Source organism: Paraburkholderia sp. FT54 (genome assembly GCF_031585635.1).
GTDB lineage: Bacteria > Pseudomonadota > Gammaproteobacteria > Burkholderiales > Burkholderiaceae > Paraburkholderia.
Map to the genome: position 1 here is coordinate 2617785 of NZ_CP134195.1, position 15974 is coordinate 2633758.

Annotated in this window: 14 protein-coding genes and 1 pseudogene; all 15 read right to left on the bottom strand. The window is 64.3% G+C overall.

The window, feature by feature from the left end:
• Positions 1-152: 152 nt before the first annotated feature.
• Positions 153-1205: a succinylglutamate desuccinylase gene (gene astE, locus RI103_RS12140; protein ID WP_310812255.1), complete on the bottom strand. Its 1053-nt coding sequence runs from the start codon at positions 1203-1205 to the stop codon at positions 153-155.
• Complete coding sequence (gene astB / locus RI103_RS12145) at positions 1189-2529, bottom strand: N-succinylarginine dihydrolase (protein ID WP_310812256.1); 1341 nt, start codon at positions 2527-2529, stop codon at positions 1189-1191. The genes astE and astB overlap by 17 nt, the downstream gene beginning before the upstream one ends.
• 9 nt (positions 2530-2538) lie before the next feature.
• On the bottom strand, positions 2539-4002 hold the full coding sequence (gene astD, locus RI103_RS12150) for a succinylglutamate-semialdehyde dehydrogenase (RefSeq protein ID WP_310812257.1): 1464 nt from the start codon (positions 4000-4002) through the stop codon (positions 2539-2541).
• A gap of 2 nt (positions 4003-4004) precedes the next feature.
• Entirely contained in the window at positions 4005-5036 is a 1032-nt protein-coding gene (gene astA, locus RI103_RS12155; protein WP_310812258.1) for an arginine N-succinyltransferase, read from the bottom strand.
• Positions 5033-6091: an arginine/ornithine succinyltransferase subunit alpha gene (gene aruF, locus RI103_RS12160; RefSeq protein WP_310815227.1), complete on the bottom strand. Its 1059-nt coding sequence runs from the start codon at positions 6089-6091 to the stop codon at positions 5033-5035. The genes astA and aruF overlap by 4 nt, the downstream gene beginning before the upstream one ends.
• A gap of 41 nt (positions 6092-6132) precedes the next feature.
• The gene (locus tag RI103_RS12165; protein ID WP_310812259.1) at positions 6133-7368 is read right to left on the bottom strand and encodes an aspartate aminotransferase family protein; all 1236 of its coding nucleotides are present in this window, start codon (positions 7366-7368) and stop codon (positions 6133-6135) included.
• A 143-nt stretch (positions 7369-7511) separates the two neighbouring features.
• Entirely contained in the window at positions 7512-8561 is a 1050-nt protein-coding gene (locus RI103_RS12170; RefSeq protein ID WP_310812260.1) for a GlxA family transcriptional regulator, read from the bottom strand.
• A gap of 25 nt (positions 8562-8586) precedes the next feature.
• On the bottom strand, positions 8587-9378 hold the full coding sequence (locus tag RI103_RS12175) for an ABC transporter ATP-binding protein (RefSeq protein ID WP_310812261.1): 792 nt from the start codon (positions 9376-9378) through the stop codon (positions 8587-8589).
• Positions 9379-9459: 81 nt separating this feature from the next.
• The gene (locus RI103_RS12180; protein ID WP_310812262.1) at positions 9460-10173 is read right to left on the bottom strand and encodes an ABC transporter permease; all 714 of its coding nucleotides are present in this window, start codon (positions 10171-10173) and stop codon (positions 9460-9462) included.
• Between the two features lie 4 nt (positions 10174-10177).
• Positions 10178-10867, bottom strand: coding sequence for an ABC transporter permease (locus RI103_RS12185; RefSeq protein WP_012432581.1), 690 nt, complete (start codon positions 10865-10867; stop codon positions 10178-10180).
• Between the two features lie 270 nt (positions 10868-11137).
• Positions 11138-12091, bottom strand: a complete 954-nt coding sequence (locus RI103_RS12190; RefSeq protein ID WP_310812263.1) for a patatin-like phospholipase family protein — start codon at positions 12089-12091, stop codon at positions 11138-11140.
• A gap of 35 nt (positions 12092-12126) precedes the next feature.
• Positions 12127-12678, bottom strand: coding sequence for a hypothetical protein (locus tag RI103_RS12195; protein ID WP_116116581.1), 552 nt, complete (start codon positions 12676-12678; stop codon positions 12127-12129).
• A gap of 559 nt (positions 12679-13237) precedes the next feature.
• Positions 13238-13492, bottom strand: a pseudogene (locus RI103_RS12200) (aliphatic sulfonates ABC transporter substrate-binding protein); the annotation flags it as partial.
• Between the two features lie 367 nt (positions 13493-13859).
• The gene (locus RI103_RS12205) at positions 13860-15461 is read right to left on the bottom strand and encodes a rhodanese-related sulfurtransferase (RefSeq protein WP_310812264.1); all 1602 of its coding nucleotides are present in this window, start codon (positions 15459-15461) and stop codon (positions 13860-13862) included.
• A complete protein-coding gene (locus tag RI103_RS12210) occupies positions 15458-15964 on the bottom strand; it encodes a cysteine dioxygenase (RefSeq protein ID WP_310812265.1) in 507 nt (168 codons plus the stop codon). The genes RI103_RS12205 and RI103_RS12210 overlap by 4 nt, the downstream gene beginning before the upstream one ends.
• Positions 15965-15974: the final 10 nt, after the last annotated feature.

The following is a 15974-nucleotide window of genomic DNA, read 5'->3' on the forward strand; positions in this document are numbered from 1 at the left end:
AATAGCTACAACGAAACGCGTAAGACGCGCAGCGCGTTACTTCAACACCACCTTCACATCGAAGTACTTCGCCGCGAAACGGTCGATCGTGCCGTCCGCCGGACATGTCAGCGCGCGCTCCAGCTCGCAACGTTTGAGTCATGCGTGATGAACTACACAAGCTTCGACAACGTGTCCTGCGTCGTTTCGATGACCATCAAACCGGCGCGCAAACCGGGCTTGACCGTCGCGTTCGGAAACACGAGCCTTTCCTCGTCATGCCGCACGACATAGCGGTACTCGCCGTCGCGCGCGAGCACGGCGTCTTTTGCGAACGGCGTGAAATTCGCCACGTCGGCGGCGACCAGCAATTCGAACGCATCGCTTTGCTTGGTGATCTGACCGATCACCGTGAAAGCGCGCGGCAGGTCGACACGAACCTCGCCACGCATGCCGGCCAGCAGATGACGCACCGCGTGATCGGCACCGGCGAAACGCGTCAGATCGTTCTGACCGAACGGGCGCACCTTGCCGAGTTCCAGCGTGCACGCCTGCGCGCCGCATTCTTGCGCCGTGAAATGCGAGTACGTGTTGCCCCTGGCGGTATGCAACAGCACCGCGCTGATACGCGCCTCGCCGAGCCACTCGAACATCGCGCGCGAAAACGGCTCGCCTGTGTGCGGCAGCAACGCGAACTGCTCGAAAGCGGACGCGCGGATCGCCGTGTGCATGTCGATATGCCAGCGCGCGCCGGGCTCGCTCGACGCTGCCGCGAAGAACCGCGTCGCCGCCTGTTCGAGTGCGGCGGCACGCGGCGCTTCATAGCTCTGCGGCACCTGCAGATGTCGACCGCTAAACAGGCGGTTCAAATCATCGTCGCGATAACGGCAGGCCTCGCGCATTGCGTCGACGTTGCCGAGAATCACCAGCAGGCGGCAAGTCAGCGCGGCGCTGCCTTGCGCGATGTCGCGCACCAGAAATCCCAGCAATTCGATCGGCGCGGTCTCGTCGCCATGCACGCCGGCGGAGACGAGCACACTGCGCACGCCCTCTTCCCGTGTCGCCGGCTCCATCATCAGCACGCCGTCGTCAAGCCACGACCAGCGCACGCCGCCGGCACACGTGCCCTGTGTCTCACTCGCGGCCGGCCGCGCGCCCGCCAGCGTGTAGGCGAGAAAATCGTCGAGCATCGAAACCGGCATATCGCGCTCAGCGCTGGAAGTCATAAAGCGACCCCAAACCGAGAATCTGCGTCAGTTCGTCGAGCGCGGTGCGCGATTCGGCGAGCAATTGCGGATCGGTCAGATCGGCCGGTGCGAGACGGTCGCGATAGTGTTTTTCGATCCACGCGTCCAGACGGCCGAACAACGTGTCGTCGATCCACACGCCTTGCGTCACCGCGGCGCGCTCCGCGTCGTCGAGCACCACACGCAGACGCAGGCACGCCGGGCCGCCACCGTTCTTCATGCTTTCGCGCAGATCGAACACCAGCACGTCGTCGATCGGGCCCGTGCGCGACGTCAGATCGTCGAGGTAAGCGGCCACACGCGCGTTTTCGCGGCATTCCTGCGGCACTACCAGCACCTGCTTGCCGTCCGGGCGCGTCAGCAACTGGCTGTTGAACAGATACGAACTCACGGCGTCGGCCACGCTCACCTGCGCGTCCGGCACTTCGATCACGTTGAAGTCCGCTTTCAGGCCGGAGAGCTTCGAGCGCAGCTCGTCGTACACCGCGTTCTGTTCGACGAACGCCAGCTGATGACAGAACAACGTGTTGCGATTGCCGACCGCGATCACGTCGTTATGGAACACGCCCGCGTCGATCACATTGGGGTTCTGCTGCGCGTACACCGTGGCGGCTTCCGCGAGGCCGTGACGATGCGCGACCGCGCGGCTCGCCTCGAAGGTTTGACGCGCCGGAAAGCGCTTCGGCTCCGGTCCGCGACGATACTCGCTGCGGCCATACACGAAGAATTCGACACCACGTGCAGCGTATTCCGCGCAAAAGCGCGTGTGATTCGCCGCGCCTTCGTCGCCGAGCGCCGGGGTGCCGGGCAGCGCCTCGTGCACCACAAAACGGTCCGCGTCGCTGAACATCGCGCGCAGCGTGCGGCGCGTCGATTCATGTTCGATCGCGCGATGCAGCTTGCTGCACAGATTCGCCGGCGTGAAATGCACGCGGCCGTCGTGCGTATCAGCGGACGGACTCACCGTCGCCGCATTCGCGGTCCACATTGCCGAAGCCGAACTCGCCGCGGCCAGCAATTCGGGCGCGTCCTTGGCCACGCGTGCGATCACGGTCGCGTCGTCGCCGGAAAAACCGAGTTCGCGCAGCAGACGCATCGACGGACGCTCCTGCGGCGGCAACACGCCCTGATGAAAGCCGAGATCGGCCAGTCGCTTCATCTTGCGCAGGCCTTGCCGCGCCGCCGCCTTTGGATTCGCAACCGACTTCTCGTTGTTCTGCGACGCGACGTTGCCGAACGAGAGCCCCGCGTAGTTGTGGGTCGGGCCGACCAGACCGTCGAAATTGGCTTCAGTGGCTTGCATCGTCGATCCTTAGAATTGAAGGCCCGGCGAGACGCTCGCGGGCATTTGCAGTTGCGCGCTTTCGACGGAAGCCATCGGAAACGCGCAGTAGTCGGCTGCGTAGTACGCGCTCGGCCGGTGATTGCCCGAGCGGCCCGGCCCGCCGAACGGCGCGCCCGACGATGCGCCGTTGGTCGGCCGGTTCCAGTTGACGATGCCCGCGCGGATGGTGCGCTGGAAGTGCGTCCACAGCGCCTCATCGTCGGCGAGGAGGCCTGCGGAGAGGCCGAATTCCGTGTCGTTGGCCTGTTCCAGCGCTTCGTTGAAGCTGCCGTAGCGGATGATTTGTGCCAAAGGACCGAAGTGCTCTTCGTCCGGCAGATTCTTCACGCTTGTGACATCCAGAATCGCGGGCGTCACGAAGCCGAGCTTCGAGTCGCGTTGTTCCATCTTCAGCAGCGCCTTGGCGCCGTCGGCCAGCAGACGTTCCTGCGCCGCGACCAGGCGCGACGCAGCACGCGCCGAGATAACAGCGCCCATGAACGGCTGCGGATCGGCGTTGTATTCGCCAACGGTGATGCGCGCCGTGACCTCGGTGAGGCGTTCCATGAAACGATCGCCGCCCGCATCGTTCGGCACGAAAATACGGCGCGCGCATGTACAACGTTGGCCCGCCGACAGAAACGCCGACTGGATCGTGTGATGCACGGCGGCATCCACATCAGCCACCGGCCCGATCACGAGCGGATTGTTGCCGCCCATTTCCAGCGCCAGCACGATCTCCGGGCGGCCGCCGAACTGCTTGTGCAGCAATGTTCCGGTATCCGAACTACCCGTGAAGAACAGGCCGTCGATCTGCCGGTGATTCGCGAGCGCAATGCCGGTGTCTTTCTCGCCTTGCACGAGATTCAGTACGCCCGCGGGCAAACCCGCGTCGCGCCAGATCTGCACGGTGAGCGCGGCGACGCCGGGCGCGAGTTCCGATGGCTTGAACACGACCGCATTGCCCGCGACCAACGCCGGCACGATATGCCCGTTCGGCAAATGACCAGGAAAGTTGTACGGCCCGAACACGGCCACCACGCCATGCGGACGATGCCGCAGCACCGCCGTGCCGTCCGCCATCGCCGAGCGCTTCTCGCCAGTGCGTTCGTTGTAGGACTGAATCGAAATCTCGACCTTGGCCGCCATCGACGCCGCTTCGGTGCGCGCTTCCCACAGCGGTTTGCCGGTTTCGCGGCCGATCGCTTCAGCCAGCGCTTCCTTGCGTTCGGTCACGAGCGCGGCGAAGCGGCGCACCACGCCGCAACGTTCGTCGAGGCTCAAGGCCGACCACGCGGCGAAGGCGCGGCGTGCGCTGCGCACCGCGCGATCGACGTCGTCCGCCGAGGCGCTGTTGCCTTCCCACACCATCGCGCCCGTGCCCGGGTTGTGCGACGCGAATGCGGGTCCTGTGCCGGCGGTCCATTCGCCGTCGATGAAAAGCTCGCTCATGATCATCCCTGTTTGTGTTTCTGCGGCAGCACGCGCACGAGGTCGCCCGCCTTGATATCGAGTGCCGCGGCTTCCATCGCGCTCATGCGGAACACGCCGTCCTGCGGCACGCCCGCCACCACGCCGACGCGGAAATCGCCCAACGACGTATTCGACACCATCGATTTCGGTCCATCCTGCGGCGTACTCGACGCGCCGATTTCGACCGGCACCACCACGCTCTCGCGCACGGTGAGCAAATCGGCGATATGGCATTCGAGCACCGGACCCGCGTCGAAGATATCGACGTGATTCTCGTAACGCAGCCCTTCCGATTCGAGCATGCGGCGCGCCGGAATCGTGTCGTTGTGCGTGAGACCCACGCATTGCTGCGCCTCTTCCGGCAACAACTCGACATACACCGGATAGCGCGGCATCAGTTCGGCGAGAAACGCCTTGCGGCCGTGCGAACTCAGATAATCCGCCGCGTTGAAATCGATCTGGTAGAAATGCGAGCCGACCGCGCGCCAGAACGGCGAGGTGCCTTCGGCATCGAAATGGCCGCGCAGTTCCGCGCACAGACGCTGCGGAAAGCGCTCGCGAAACTGCGCGAGAAACATGAAGCGCGAGCGCGACAGCAAGCCGCCCACGCCGCTCGTGCGATAACGCGGGCTGAGGAACAGCGAGCACACTTCGGCATAACCGGTCAGGTCGTGCGAGATGTTCAGCGCGCGCATGCGCGTCCAGATGCCGAGGTCCTGGCTCGCATGCACCACCGTGCTCACGCGATAGTTGTAAAACGGCTGTTGCAGGCCGACTGCGGTTTCGATGCCGCACACACCGGCGACGTCGCCCGTGTCGGTGTCTTCCATCACGAAGAAGTAGCCGGCTTCATGCGGCTCGGCCTTGTCTTCCATCGTGCGGCGCGCGCGTTCCACGCGTGCCGCGAGTGCCTCGCGGTCCGGCTTGAAGGTGGTCAGACCCGGGCCGGTTTCCTGCGCGAGCCGCATGAGCGCGTCCACATCGCCTCGTTGCACAACGCGAACCACGATCATCGTGCCTCTCCCGATTGTTCATCCTGACGCGGCTGGTGCAGCGGCACGCAGCGCACCGTGTCGCCTTCTTCGACGCCGAGCGCCGCTCGCGCCGCGTGCGGCAACGACGCGCCAGCTTCTTTACCCGCTGTCAATTCGCCGAGCACGCAGCGAAACTCGCCGTCGGCGCCGTTATGCGCGATCAGATACGTCGAACCGTCAGCGGCTGCATTGCTCTCGTGCACCATCCGCGTTTCATTGCGCGTGACGCAAGCGCTGCGATCCACCTGCGCGGTCAATACCGGACCCGCGTCGAAAATGTCGATATAGCGATCCGTCTCGAAGCCTTCCTCGAGATGAATGTCGTAAGCGAGCAAGGCCTTCGAATCCGGCTCGCCGAGCACCCGCTGCGCCGCCTCGGGCAGCAGCGGCACATAGATGGGATACGTGGGCATCACTTCGGCGATGAACGTGCGGCTGCGGCCGCCCGATTCGATCTCGATGTCGGCGAAGTTGCGGCCGAAGAACTTGCGCCCCACCGCTTCCCAGAACGGCGACACGCCGTTGTCGTCGGTGACGCCGAGCAGCAGCGAGAACACCTCGGGCGTAAAGCGCTTGCGATTGGCGGCGATATACATCATCCGCGCGCGCGACATCAGATGCGCGGCGGCGTCGCCACGCAGCGACGGATCGATGTAGTAGCCCGCGAGGCGACTCTTGCCGGTCAGCTCATGCGACATGGTGAGCGCGTGAATCTTGCGATTCACGTGCAGTTCGCGCGACGCATGAATCAGCGCGTCGTTGCGAAACGCGTAGAACGGATCCGAGTAGCCGGCCGCGGCAACGATGCTCGCCGTGCCCATCAGCTTGCCGCTCAGCGCGTCTTCGAGCACGAACAGATAGAACTCCTCACCCGGAAAATCGACTTCCGCGCGAAACGAGTCTTCCGACAACGCGACGCGCGCTTCGAGCGCACGCCGGTCGTGCGGCAGGGAATGCAGCACCGGCTGCGCGGTGCGGGCCATATGTTCGAGCGCGTCGAGATCGGCGAGGCGGCCTGGGCGTACGAAGAGCATCATCGTTCCTGTTGAATGTGACGCGTGATCAATGCCGTGGATCAGTTCGACGCCGCTTCGGCCTTCGCGCCGACAACGCTCTCGATGGCCTTGGCGAGTCGCTCGAAGCCTTCGTTCATGTCGTCGAGCGGCATGATCAGCGACGGCACGAAACGCAGCACGTCAGGTCCGGCCATCAGCATGATTACGCCGTGCTGGCCTGCTGCCGTGACGAAATCTTTCGCACGACCCTTGAATGCATCGGTCAATTCCGCACCAATCAACAGACCTCGGCCACGCACTTCCGTGAACAGACCGAAGCGTTCGTTGAGCTTCGCGAGGTGGCCCTTCAACGCTTCACTGCGCGAGCGCACACCTTCCAGCAGCTTCGGATCGCTGACCAGCTCGACCACCTTTTCGGCGATCGCCGCGCCGAGCGGATTGCCGCCGTATGTCGTGCCGTGCACGCCAACCTTGAAATGCGCGGCCAGTTCGTTGGTGGTCAGCATCGCGCCGATCGGGAAACCGTTGCCGAGCGCCTTGGCCGTGGTGAGGATGTCCGGCGTCACACCGGTTTCCTCGTATGCGTAGAAATAGCCGCTGCGGCCCACACCCGTTTGTACCTCGTCAAAAATCAGCAGTGCGCCGTGCTGATCGCAGGCTTCGCGCAGCGCCTTGAGGAACGCCGGATCCGCCGGGATCACGCCGCCTTCGCCCTGAATCGGCTCGACGATCACCGCGCAGGTTTGCGCGCCGATGGCTTTCTTTGCTGCTTCGATGTCGTTGTACGGCAGATGCGTGATGCCGGCCGGCACCGGGCCGAAACCTTCCGAATACTTCGGCTGGCCGCCGACGCTGACCGTGAAGAACGTGCGACCATGGAACGACTGCGTGAACGAGATGATTTCGAATTTGTCCGTGCCATGGCGTTCGAACGCGACGCGGCGAGCCAGCTTCAACGCGGCTTCGTTCGCTTCCGCGCCCGAGTTGGCGAAGAACGCGCGGTCGGCGAACGTCAGGTCTTCGAGGCGCTTGGCGAGGCGCAGCACCGGCTCGTTGGTGTAGCCATTGCCGATGTGCCACAGCTTGCCGCCCTGCTCGTGCAGCACGTTCAGCAGTTCGGGATGCGCATGACCGAGAGCGGTGACGGCGATGCCGCCGGCGAAGTCGATATAGTCGCGGCCTTGCGTATCCCAGACGCGCGAGCCGAGACCGCGATCCGGCACGAAGGCGGCGGGCGAAAACACCGGTACCATGACTTCGTCGAAGGTCTGGCGTGTCACTGTCAGGTCGTTCATGGCAAATCCTCGTTACAGGTGAGAGGTAATACAGGTAGTGTAGGAAACCGCAGGCGATACGTCTTGCGCATACGCGACGCTTTCTATGAGGTTCCACGCGAATCGGCCGGGGTTCAGCCCGAGCCGGCGCGCTTGCGTGCGTTTCAATCCGCCTGATCCGGCCGTTCGATCAGCGCGCCCGGCCGCGGTTCGCTGGCCGCGGCGCCGCTCGCGCCGGTCTGCTTGTCGATCCAGTTACGACGATCCTCGCGTGGTGTGACACCAAAGCGTTCGCGGTACGCATTCGAAAAGTGCGCCGCCGACGAAAACCCGCAAGCGAGACTGATCTGCACCACCGACTTGCTGGTACGCTGCAATTGCGTGCGCGCTTTCGAAAGCCGCAGTCCCAGATAGTATTTGGACGGCATCGAGCCGAGATACTGGCGAAACAGGCGCTCCAACTGCCGCCGCGACACGCCGACGAGACCCGCGATCTCATCGGTGGTGAGCGGGTCTTCGATATTCGCTTCCATCAGCAGCAACGCGTCGTTCAGGCGTGGATGACGCTCGCCCGGCGCGGTCACGAACGGAATACGCTGCCGCTCCTCGCCCGCGCGCAATACGCCCACGCCGAGCGTGTCCGCGATCCGATCCGCGAGTTCGGGACCGTGCTCGCGGCCGATCATCGCCAGCATGAAGTCGACGGTCGCCTGGCCGCCCGCGCAGGTCGCGCGATCGCGGTCGATTTCGAAGATCTGTTGCGTGACGATGGAGCGCTCGAACTGCTCGGAGAACTGCTGATAGGTTTCCCAGTTGACGCTCACGCGATAGCCGGACAACTGCCCTGCCATGGCGAGCCACCATACACCGTGATGAATGCCGGTGACGAGCGGCGTGCGCTGGCCGACGCGCGAAAGGCTCGCAAGAAAGAGGCGATAGTCGGCGAATTGCTGAAAGCGCTCGCTGACGATGATCAGCCAGTCGCACGAAATCGCGTCGCCGAACGCGGCGTCGGCGGGCCAGTGCGCGCCGCCCGCGAGCGGCACCGCGCGGCCGTCCCACGAGCACACCTGCACGCGGTACAGCGCGCGGCCGTCGATTTCATTGGCGAGATTGAGCGCGTCGACAATCGGCCCGACGCCCGACATCGACACGGGCGGCAAGGCGACGATGGCGACCTGCGTGGTGCGAGCCGGGCTGGACGGACGGGGCATCGAGTGAATCTGCGCGAGCCGCGCGTTACTTCAGGCTGCCGGAGAGGAACTGCTTGAGCCGTTCGCTGCGCGGCGCGCTGAGCACTTCAGCGGGCAAGCCTTCTTCTTCGGTGCGGCCTTGATGCAGGAACATCACGTGATTCGACACGTTGCGCGCGAAACCCATTTCGTGAGTGACGACGATCATCGTGCGGCCTTCTTCGGCGAGCTTCTGCATGACCTTCAGCACTTCGCCGACCAGTTCGGGGTCGAGCGCGGAAGTCGGCTCGTCGAACAGCATCACGTCGGGGTTCATCGCCAGCGCGCGGGCAATCGCCACACGCTGCTGCTGCCCGCCCGACAGATGCGACGGATACTGCTTTTCGAGGCGCGGCGCGAGACCGACCTTCTCGAGGTATTCGCGGGCACGGTCTTCGGCTTCCTTGCGCTTCAGACCCAGCACATGAATCGGCGCTTCGACAATGTTCTCGATCACATTCATGTGCGCCCACAAATTGAAATGCTGGAACACCATGGCCAGCTTCGTGCGGATGCGTTGCAGCTGCTTGTGATCGGCGACTTCGAGATTGCCGGCGCGGTCGGTTTTCGTCTTCACCGTTTCGCCGTCGACGACGATCTGCCCGGCGTTCGGCCGCTCGAGGAAATTGATGCAGCGCAAGAACGTGCTCTTGCCCGACCCGCTCGCGCCGATAATGCTGATCACGTCGCCCTTGTTCGCATTGAGCGACACGCCCTTGAGCACTTCGTTGTCGCCGTAGCGCTTGTGAATGTCCTGTACGGCGAGCTTGCAAGCTTCGGTTTGAGTCGTGTGGAGCAAGATGCTCTCCCTTTGAAAATACGGATCAATCTTCGTGACGGCGCCAACGCAAAGCGCCGCCTACTGCAAACACGGCGCGTTTCAATGCGTGCGCACCGCCAGGTAACCCAGCCAATGACGCTCGGCGCGGCGGAACAACGCCACCAGCGCGAACGACACCACGAGGTAAATCAGCGCCGCGAGGCCGAACGCGTCGAACGACTGGTAAGTGGCCGAGTTCGCGTCGCGTGCCACCTTCAGGATGTCCGGCACCGTGGCCGTGAAAGCGACCGTGGTGGCGTGCAGCATCAGGATCACTTCGTTACTGTACAACGGCAAGGCCCGCCGCAGCGCGGACGGTATCACAATGCGCCGGTACATCGTGAACCAGCTCATGCCGTAGGCGCGCGCCGCTTCCACTTCGCCGTGCGAGGTCGAACGGATCGCGCCGGCGAAAATCTCCGTGGTGTACGCGCAGGTGTTCAGCGCGAAGGCGAGAATCGCGCAGTGAAAGCCGCTGCGGAAAAACGCGTCCAGCACCTGATGCGAGCGCACGAATTCGAGGCTGTACATGCCGGTATAGATCAGCAGCAACTGCACGTACAACGGCGTGCCGCGAAACACGTAAGTGTAAAGACGCACCGGCGTCGACAGCCAGCGCTTCTTCGACACGCGCGCCACCGCCAGCGGAAGCGCCGCGCAGAAGCCCATTCCGACCGATGCCACCAGCAGCCACAGCGTGACCGCGAGGCCGGACATGCGCTGGCCGTCCCAGTACAGGAACGCACGCCAGAATTGATTGAGGATGTCGATCATGGTCTCAGAGCTCCGCGTGCCGCACGCCGATCGAGTAGCGCTTTTCCAGCCAGATCAGCACGAGATTCGACGCGGTGGTGATCGCCAGATAGATCAGCGCGGCGACCAGGATGAAGAAGAACATGTTGAAGGTGCTTTTGCCGGCGTCCTGCGCGGCTTTGACCACGTCGGCGAGACCGATGATCGACACCAGCGCCGTCGCCTTCACCAGCACCTGCCAGTTGTTGCCGATGCCCGGCAGCGCGAAACGCATCATCTGCGGAAACAGGATGCGCGTGAACACGCGCGCGCCGCTCATGCCGTACGCACTGCCCGCTTCGAGCTGGCCGCGCGGCACCGCGAGAAAAGCGCCGCGGAACGTCTCGGTGAAGTACGCGCCGTAGATGAAGCCGAGCGTCAGCACGCCGGCCACGAACGGATCGATATCGAACTGCGGCAAATTCAGTGCATCGGTGAGATTGTTGACCGCGATCTGGATGCTGTAGAACAGCAACAGCATCAGCACCAGATCGGGCACCGAGCGGATCAGCGTTGTATAGCCGGTCGCGATTGCCCGCAGCGGACGGTTGAACGAGAGTTTCGCCGCCGCGCCCGCGAGGCCGAGCAGCACGGCGGCCGCCAGCGACAGGACAGACAGCTCGATCGTCTGGATCGTGCCGGCCAGCAGCACCGGACCAAAGCCGTATAGGAACACGCGTGTCTCCATCCAGGTTGTTTGAGGATGTGTCGGACGGTGTCGGCTCGCGCCTGCCCCACTCGTCCAGCATGGCGCGCAGTCTCGCAGGCGAAAATTAATTTCTCAAAGGTGCGCGGCGGGTTTGTTGCGACGCAGCAGAGCGTGGTTTGGGCGGACTGTATAGCCTGCGGGGCGTGGTGTCGCGGGAGATTGATGTTTGCAGGGTGCGCGGCGTGCGGTGAGCGCCGCCGCGATTTAGCAAGTTTTGGGTCGCTTTTTCGATAGACGCTAGTCGATCCCCAACCTTGCCCGAATCGCAGGCAGCATATATTCCACCGCCGCGCGCCCTTCCTCGATGGCCGGCGCCGCGCGGTGAAAATCGAAGATCCCCATGCCGCCCAAACGCGGCTGGATCAAAATATCCGCCGGCTCACCCGCCAGGCGGCTGCGCGTGATGCGCACCTGCATGATGTCGATGCTCTGCGCGATCGAGCTCAGCATGGACGGCACGCGTGCGCTCGGCGCGGGCGGTACGCGCACGTCGTCGGTGGCGCGCGCCTCGGCCGGCGCGAGCCAGCGCGGCCAGGGCTTGCCGTTGCGGCGCAGCGCGAGCGGCGGCGGCGCTGTCGGGTCGATGGCGGGCGTGTCGACCACCGCGCCGCCGAAATCGCGGCCGTTCAGAATATCGTTGTTCAGATCGACGGCGATCACGCAGTCCGCGCGCATGCCGCGCGCCACCGAAACCGGCACCGGGTTGCTCAAGCCGCCGTCCACCAGCCAGACGCCGTTGTGCCACACCGGCGTGAAGATGCCGGGAATCGCAATCGAGGCGCGCACCGCGTCGACCACGCTGCCGTCCTGCAGCCAGCTTTCGCGGCCCGAATCGAGCTCGGTGGCGACCGCCGCGAACGGCATGTTCAGTTGCGCGATCGAGCGGCCGTTGAATTTATCGGCGAAAAGCTGGATCACCTTGCGCCCGCCGAGCAGGCCGCCCGAGAGCCGCAGATCGAGCAGGCGCACCACCGTCTGCCACGTGAGCCGCGCGACCCACTCCTCGAGCCAGTCGAGATCGCCGTTCGCATACACCGCGCCCACCAGCGCGCCGATCGACGTGCCGCAGACCACGTCGGGCTTGATGCCCGCATCGTGCAGCGCGCGAATCGCGCCGATATGCGCCCAGCCACGCGCGGCGCCGCCTCCTAACACCAGCCCGATCCGGCTGTATCGACGTCGACGAATCATCTTCTTCCCCGCTTCTGTCTTCTACCTTCTAACTTCTATCGCCCACGGATCACGTCCGAACGCGATGTCGTGTACACCTTCTGATACTGGTCGAAATGCACGTTGAAAATCCCTTCTTCGGTCACGCCGCCTTCGCGCCACTTCCAGCTCCACACGGTTTCCGGCTTGAGCGGAAACACCGCGACCTGACCCGGCTTGCCGAGCAGGCGGCGCACTTCGTCCTCGCTCATGCCCATGCGGATCTTCGCGAAGTTGGCCGCCGTCAGCACCTGGGTGATCGCCTGCAATTTGCCGTCACGATCGATGTCGACCATGTACGTGTTCAAGCCTTGCGGGCCGCGCGGATATTCGAAGCGTTTCGAACCGTCGGTGAACGTTCGCTCGGTTTCCGGCTTGCCCATCTGGTCGCGGATCTGCGCTTCGGTCGTGACGCCCGGCGTCATGTCCTTGAGCAATAACGCATCCGGTTTGACGGCGTTGAAGAATTCCTTGAGTTTTTGCACGGCGCGGTCGCTCGATTGGTCGTCGCAACCGGTCAACGCGACGCACGCGGCCAGCATGGCGACGGTAAGCAGTTTGAGGCTCACAGCGGATTCCTGTACGGATGTGAGCCGCGAAAGGCCCGCATCCCGTTGTGTAGTGTCTGCTACAGGATAACCGCGCACGGAGAAAACCGCGAGCGGGCGCGGCACGAAGGTGTGCGCCGTCGTACATGATGGATGGCGGAGGCAGCAGGCGGCGACGGCGGTAAGTCACGCGGCGAACCACGTTCAAAACCGGCGTCACAAGCAAAAAGGCGACGCTGTGCAAAGCGTCGCCGGGTCGGTCGATACGGTCAACCGGAAAGTGAAAGCGGCTAACTCCCCGCCTTAAAACGAAGCACCGCGGACGACGCGCAGCGGTCTGGTCCCGACGAAGCGGTGAGCAACCTTGGCTGCTCACCTCGCGCCATTGCCGGAATGGCAAACCGCTGCTTGATTGGCCGTCCTGGTCCCTCGATAAGCCTTCCAAGTGCAGCTAATCTAAACGCATTGGCGGGTTTAGACGAGAGCGCGTTTACACCGAATCGGCAGATGATTCGCGCTGAGCGGCGAGGTCACGGCGCTATCGCATCAGGGATTCATGCGAGGACCGCGGCTGGCCTCGTCAAGGCAAAGGGAAGCTGCGATCGAAGCTCGGGCGCACGTCCAGATGCGCGCGGATCACATTGGCGGCTTCATAGGTGTCCGCCATGCGCTGCTGCGCGGCGACGACGCTGTCGTCGATCGCCACCGGGTGCACCTGGCCGCGCTGATAGACGGTCTTCAACACATCGGTCGGCAAGCCCGTGACACGCGACTGCATCGCCGCGACTTCGTCGGGATGCGAGAGCGCCCAACGCTGGCCGATTGCCACGCGCCGCTTCCGCATCGGCGGGCGTGATGGACAACGCCCGTTGCAAAACACATCGGATTGCGAAATAAAAATGGAAAGTCGTCATGGCAGTGCGTACGTCGCGGCAACGCGTTGATTGGTCGTCGACGTTAAGACGCGCCGCTGGATAAGACAAACGCGTTATTCTGCTATGCAAATATGCGCCCGCTCAAGGCAACGGCCACGGGACGCATCGTCCACGAACGGCGGCGGAGCGGCAGTTCAAGGAAGCGCGCGCGCAGCGCGCGGCCTGAGCCGCGCCACTCTCGCTCGCTTCGCGTGCTTCGCCGGTTTCGCGCGCTTTGCCGGCCTGGGCGCGTGCGCCGGTTTCAACGGCCTCGTTCCGGCAAGCCAGTCAGATCACGCGAAACCCATGCGTACCATCGCGCCCGAGTTGCGCGACAAGCCCATACTCCCATTCCAGATACGCGTTCATCGCTTCGCGCGCGTTATCGGTGCCTTCATAAGGACGCCGATAGCGATCGATGCGCGCCGACGCCATGCGCGTCTCGCCGCTCTCGACCGGCAAGCCGGCTTCGACCCACGCCGCCGTGCCGCCGCTCAGCACCTGCACGGGCTTGCCGGTCAACGCCGCGACATCGGGTGCGGCGAAGCGCGCGAGGACACTGCTGCCGCAGGTCACCACGTAACGCTGCGCATCCGGCACCTTGTGCAGCGCTTTCTCAAGTTCGCCACGAATCACGAACCACGCGCCGGGAATATGCCGCTTCACATAGTTGGCGCTGGCGGTGAAATCGAGCACGGCGGTGCCTCGCGATTGCAGCAGCGTGACCAGTCCGGCCGGCGTGATCTCATCGACGTCGGGCGGCGTGGGCGCATGGCGGACTGCCGGCGCCGCGCCTTTCTCGGCGAAGTCCGCGGCCATCAGACCATCGACGACATACACCTCGATGTTCATCTGCGCGAGCCATGACGCCGTCATGTTCGCGCGCACGCCGTCGTTGTCCGCGAGGATCACACGCGCGCCACGCACCGGCGCGAACATGTCGGTCTCCTGCACGAGCTGGCCGCCCGGCGCGCTGCGAAAACCGGGCACGTGCCCCGCTTCGTATTCTTCCGGCGTGCGCACGTCGAAGCGATACACGGTGCGTACCGCTTCGCCGGCCCAGCGGCGTGCTTCGTCGCGTGAAGTGCGGCCCACTCTCGCGCGGTCCGCGACCGTGCGCGCGGAGTCGGCGGCGGCCAGACGCAGCTGATCGTCGGCAATCGGCTCGAAGCGGCGCGAACTGCCGTGCGCAAGCGCCTGGCCCGCCAGCGTCCAGCCGATCGTGCCATTGCGCAGCGCCACGACCGGATTCGGCACGCCCGCATTGATCAATGATTGCGCGCCGATGATGCTGCGCGTGCGCCCCGCGCAGTTGACGATGATCCGCGTCGCCGGGTCCGGCGCAAGCTGACGCGCGCGCAGCACCAGTTCCGCACCCGGCACGCTGATGCTGCCGGGAATATTCATGGTGTGATATTCGTCGAAGCGGCGTGCGTCGAGCACCACCACGTCGGCTTCGTGATCGAGCAGCGCCTGCACCTGCGGCGCTGCCAGCGACGGCGTATGACGCACGCTTTCCACCAGCTCGCCGAACGCCTTGCTCGGCACGTTGACGTCCTGGAACAGTTCGCCGCCGGCCTCGCGCCAACCTTGCAAACCGCCCTCAAGCAGGGCGACGTCGGTATAGCCCAACTCATTCAGGCGGAGCGCGGCGCGTTCAGCGAGCCCTTCGCCGGAATCGAACACGACGATGGGCACCGCCTGGCGCGGCAAGCGCACGGGCGCGTCGAGTTCGAGCCGCGAAAGCGGCAGATTGGCGGCAAACAGCGGATGACTGCGAGCGTGCGGATCTTCCTCGCGCACGTCGACGAGCGCGATCTCCTCGCGCTCGAGCACTGCGTGGCGCACGTCTTCGAATGATCGGGTACGAAATGCCTGAACGAAACTCATGAGATCGAGGACTCCTTCGCTACATTCCAGATATTCGGCAACACGTCGTTCGCGTAGCCGGAGATAAACGGCTTGCGGGCGGTGCCGCCCGGATAGACGGACCGTTTCACCGCACCAATATCTGCACCGTACACGTGAATGCTGATCGACGTACGATCACTAAAAGCGTGACTCACGCGATGAAAATCGCCGATGCGCGGCGACACCGCATTCACCGCGCCCGCGTCCAGCCGTCTTGCCGCGCGGTTTTCCCGCAGCGCGCCGTTCGGGGCGATACGGTAACCCTCAGCAATTTCCGCGCCACGCAGCACGCCGATCGAATCCCAGACGGTGTGATCGTGCACCGGCGTCGCCTGCCCGGGTCCCCATACAAAACTTGCGATCGAAAAACGCTGGCGCGCAGGCGCGTCCAGCAGATACGGCTGATACCGGGCTTCGTCGACGAGCGACGCGATCTGGCTCACGAACGCGCGCAGGCGGTCCAGCCTCAGGGCTTGAGTCATCGAGTGTTCA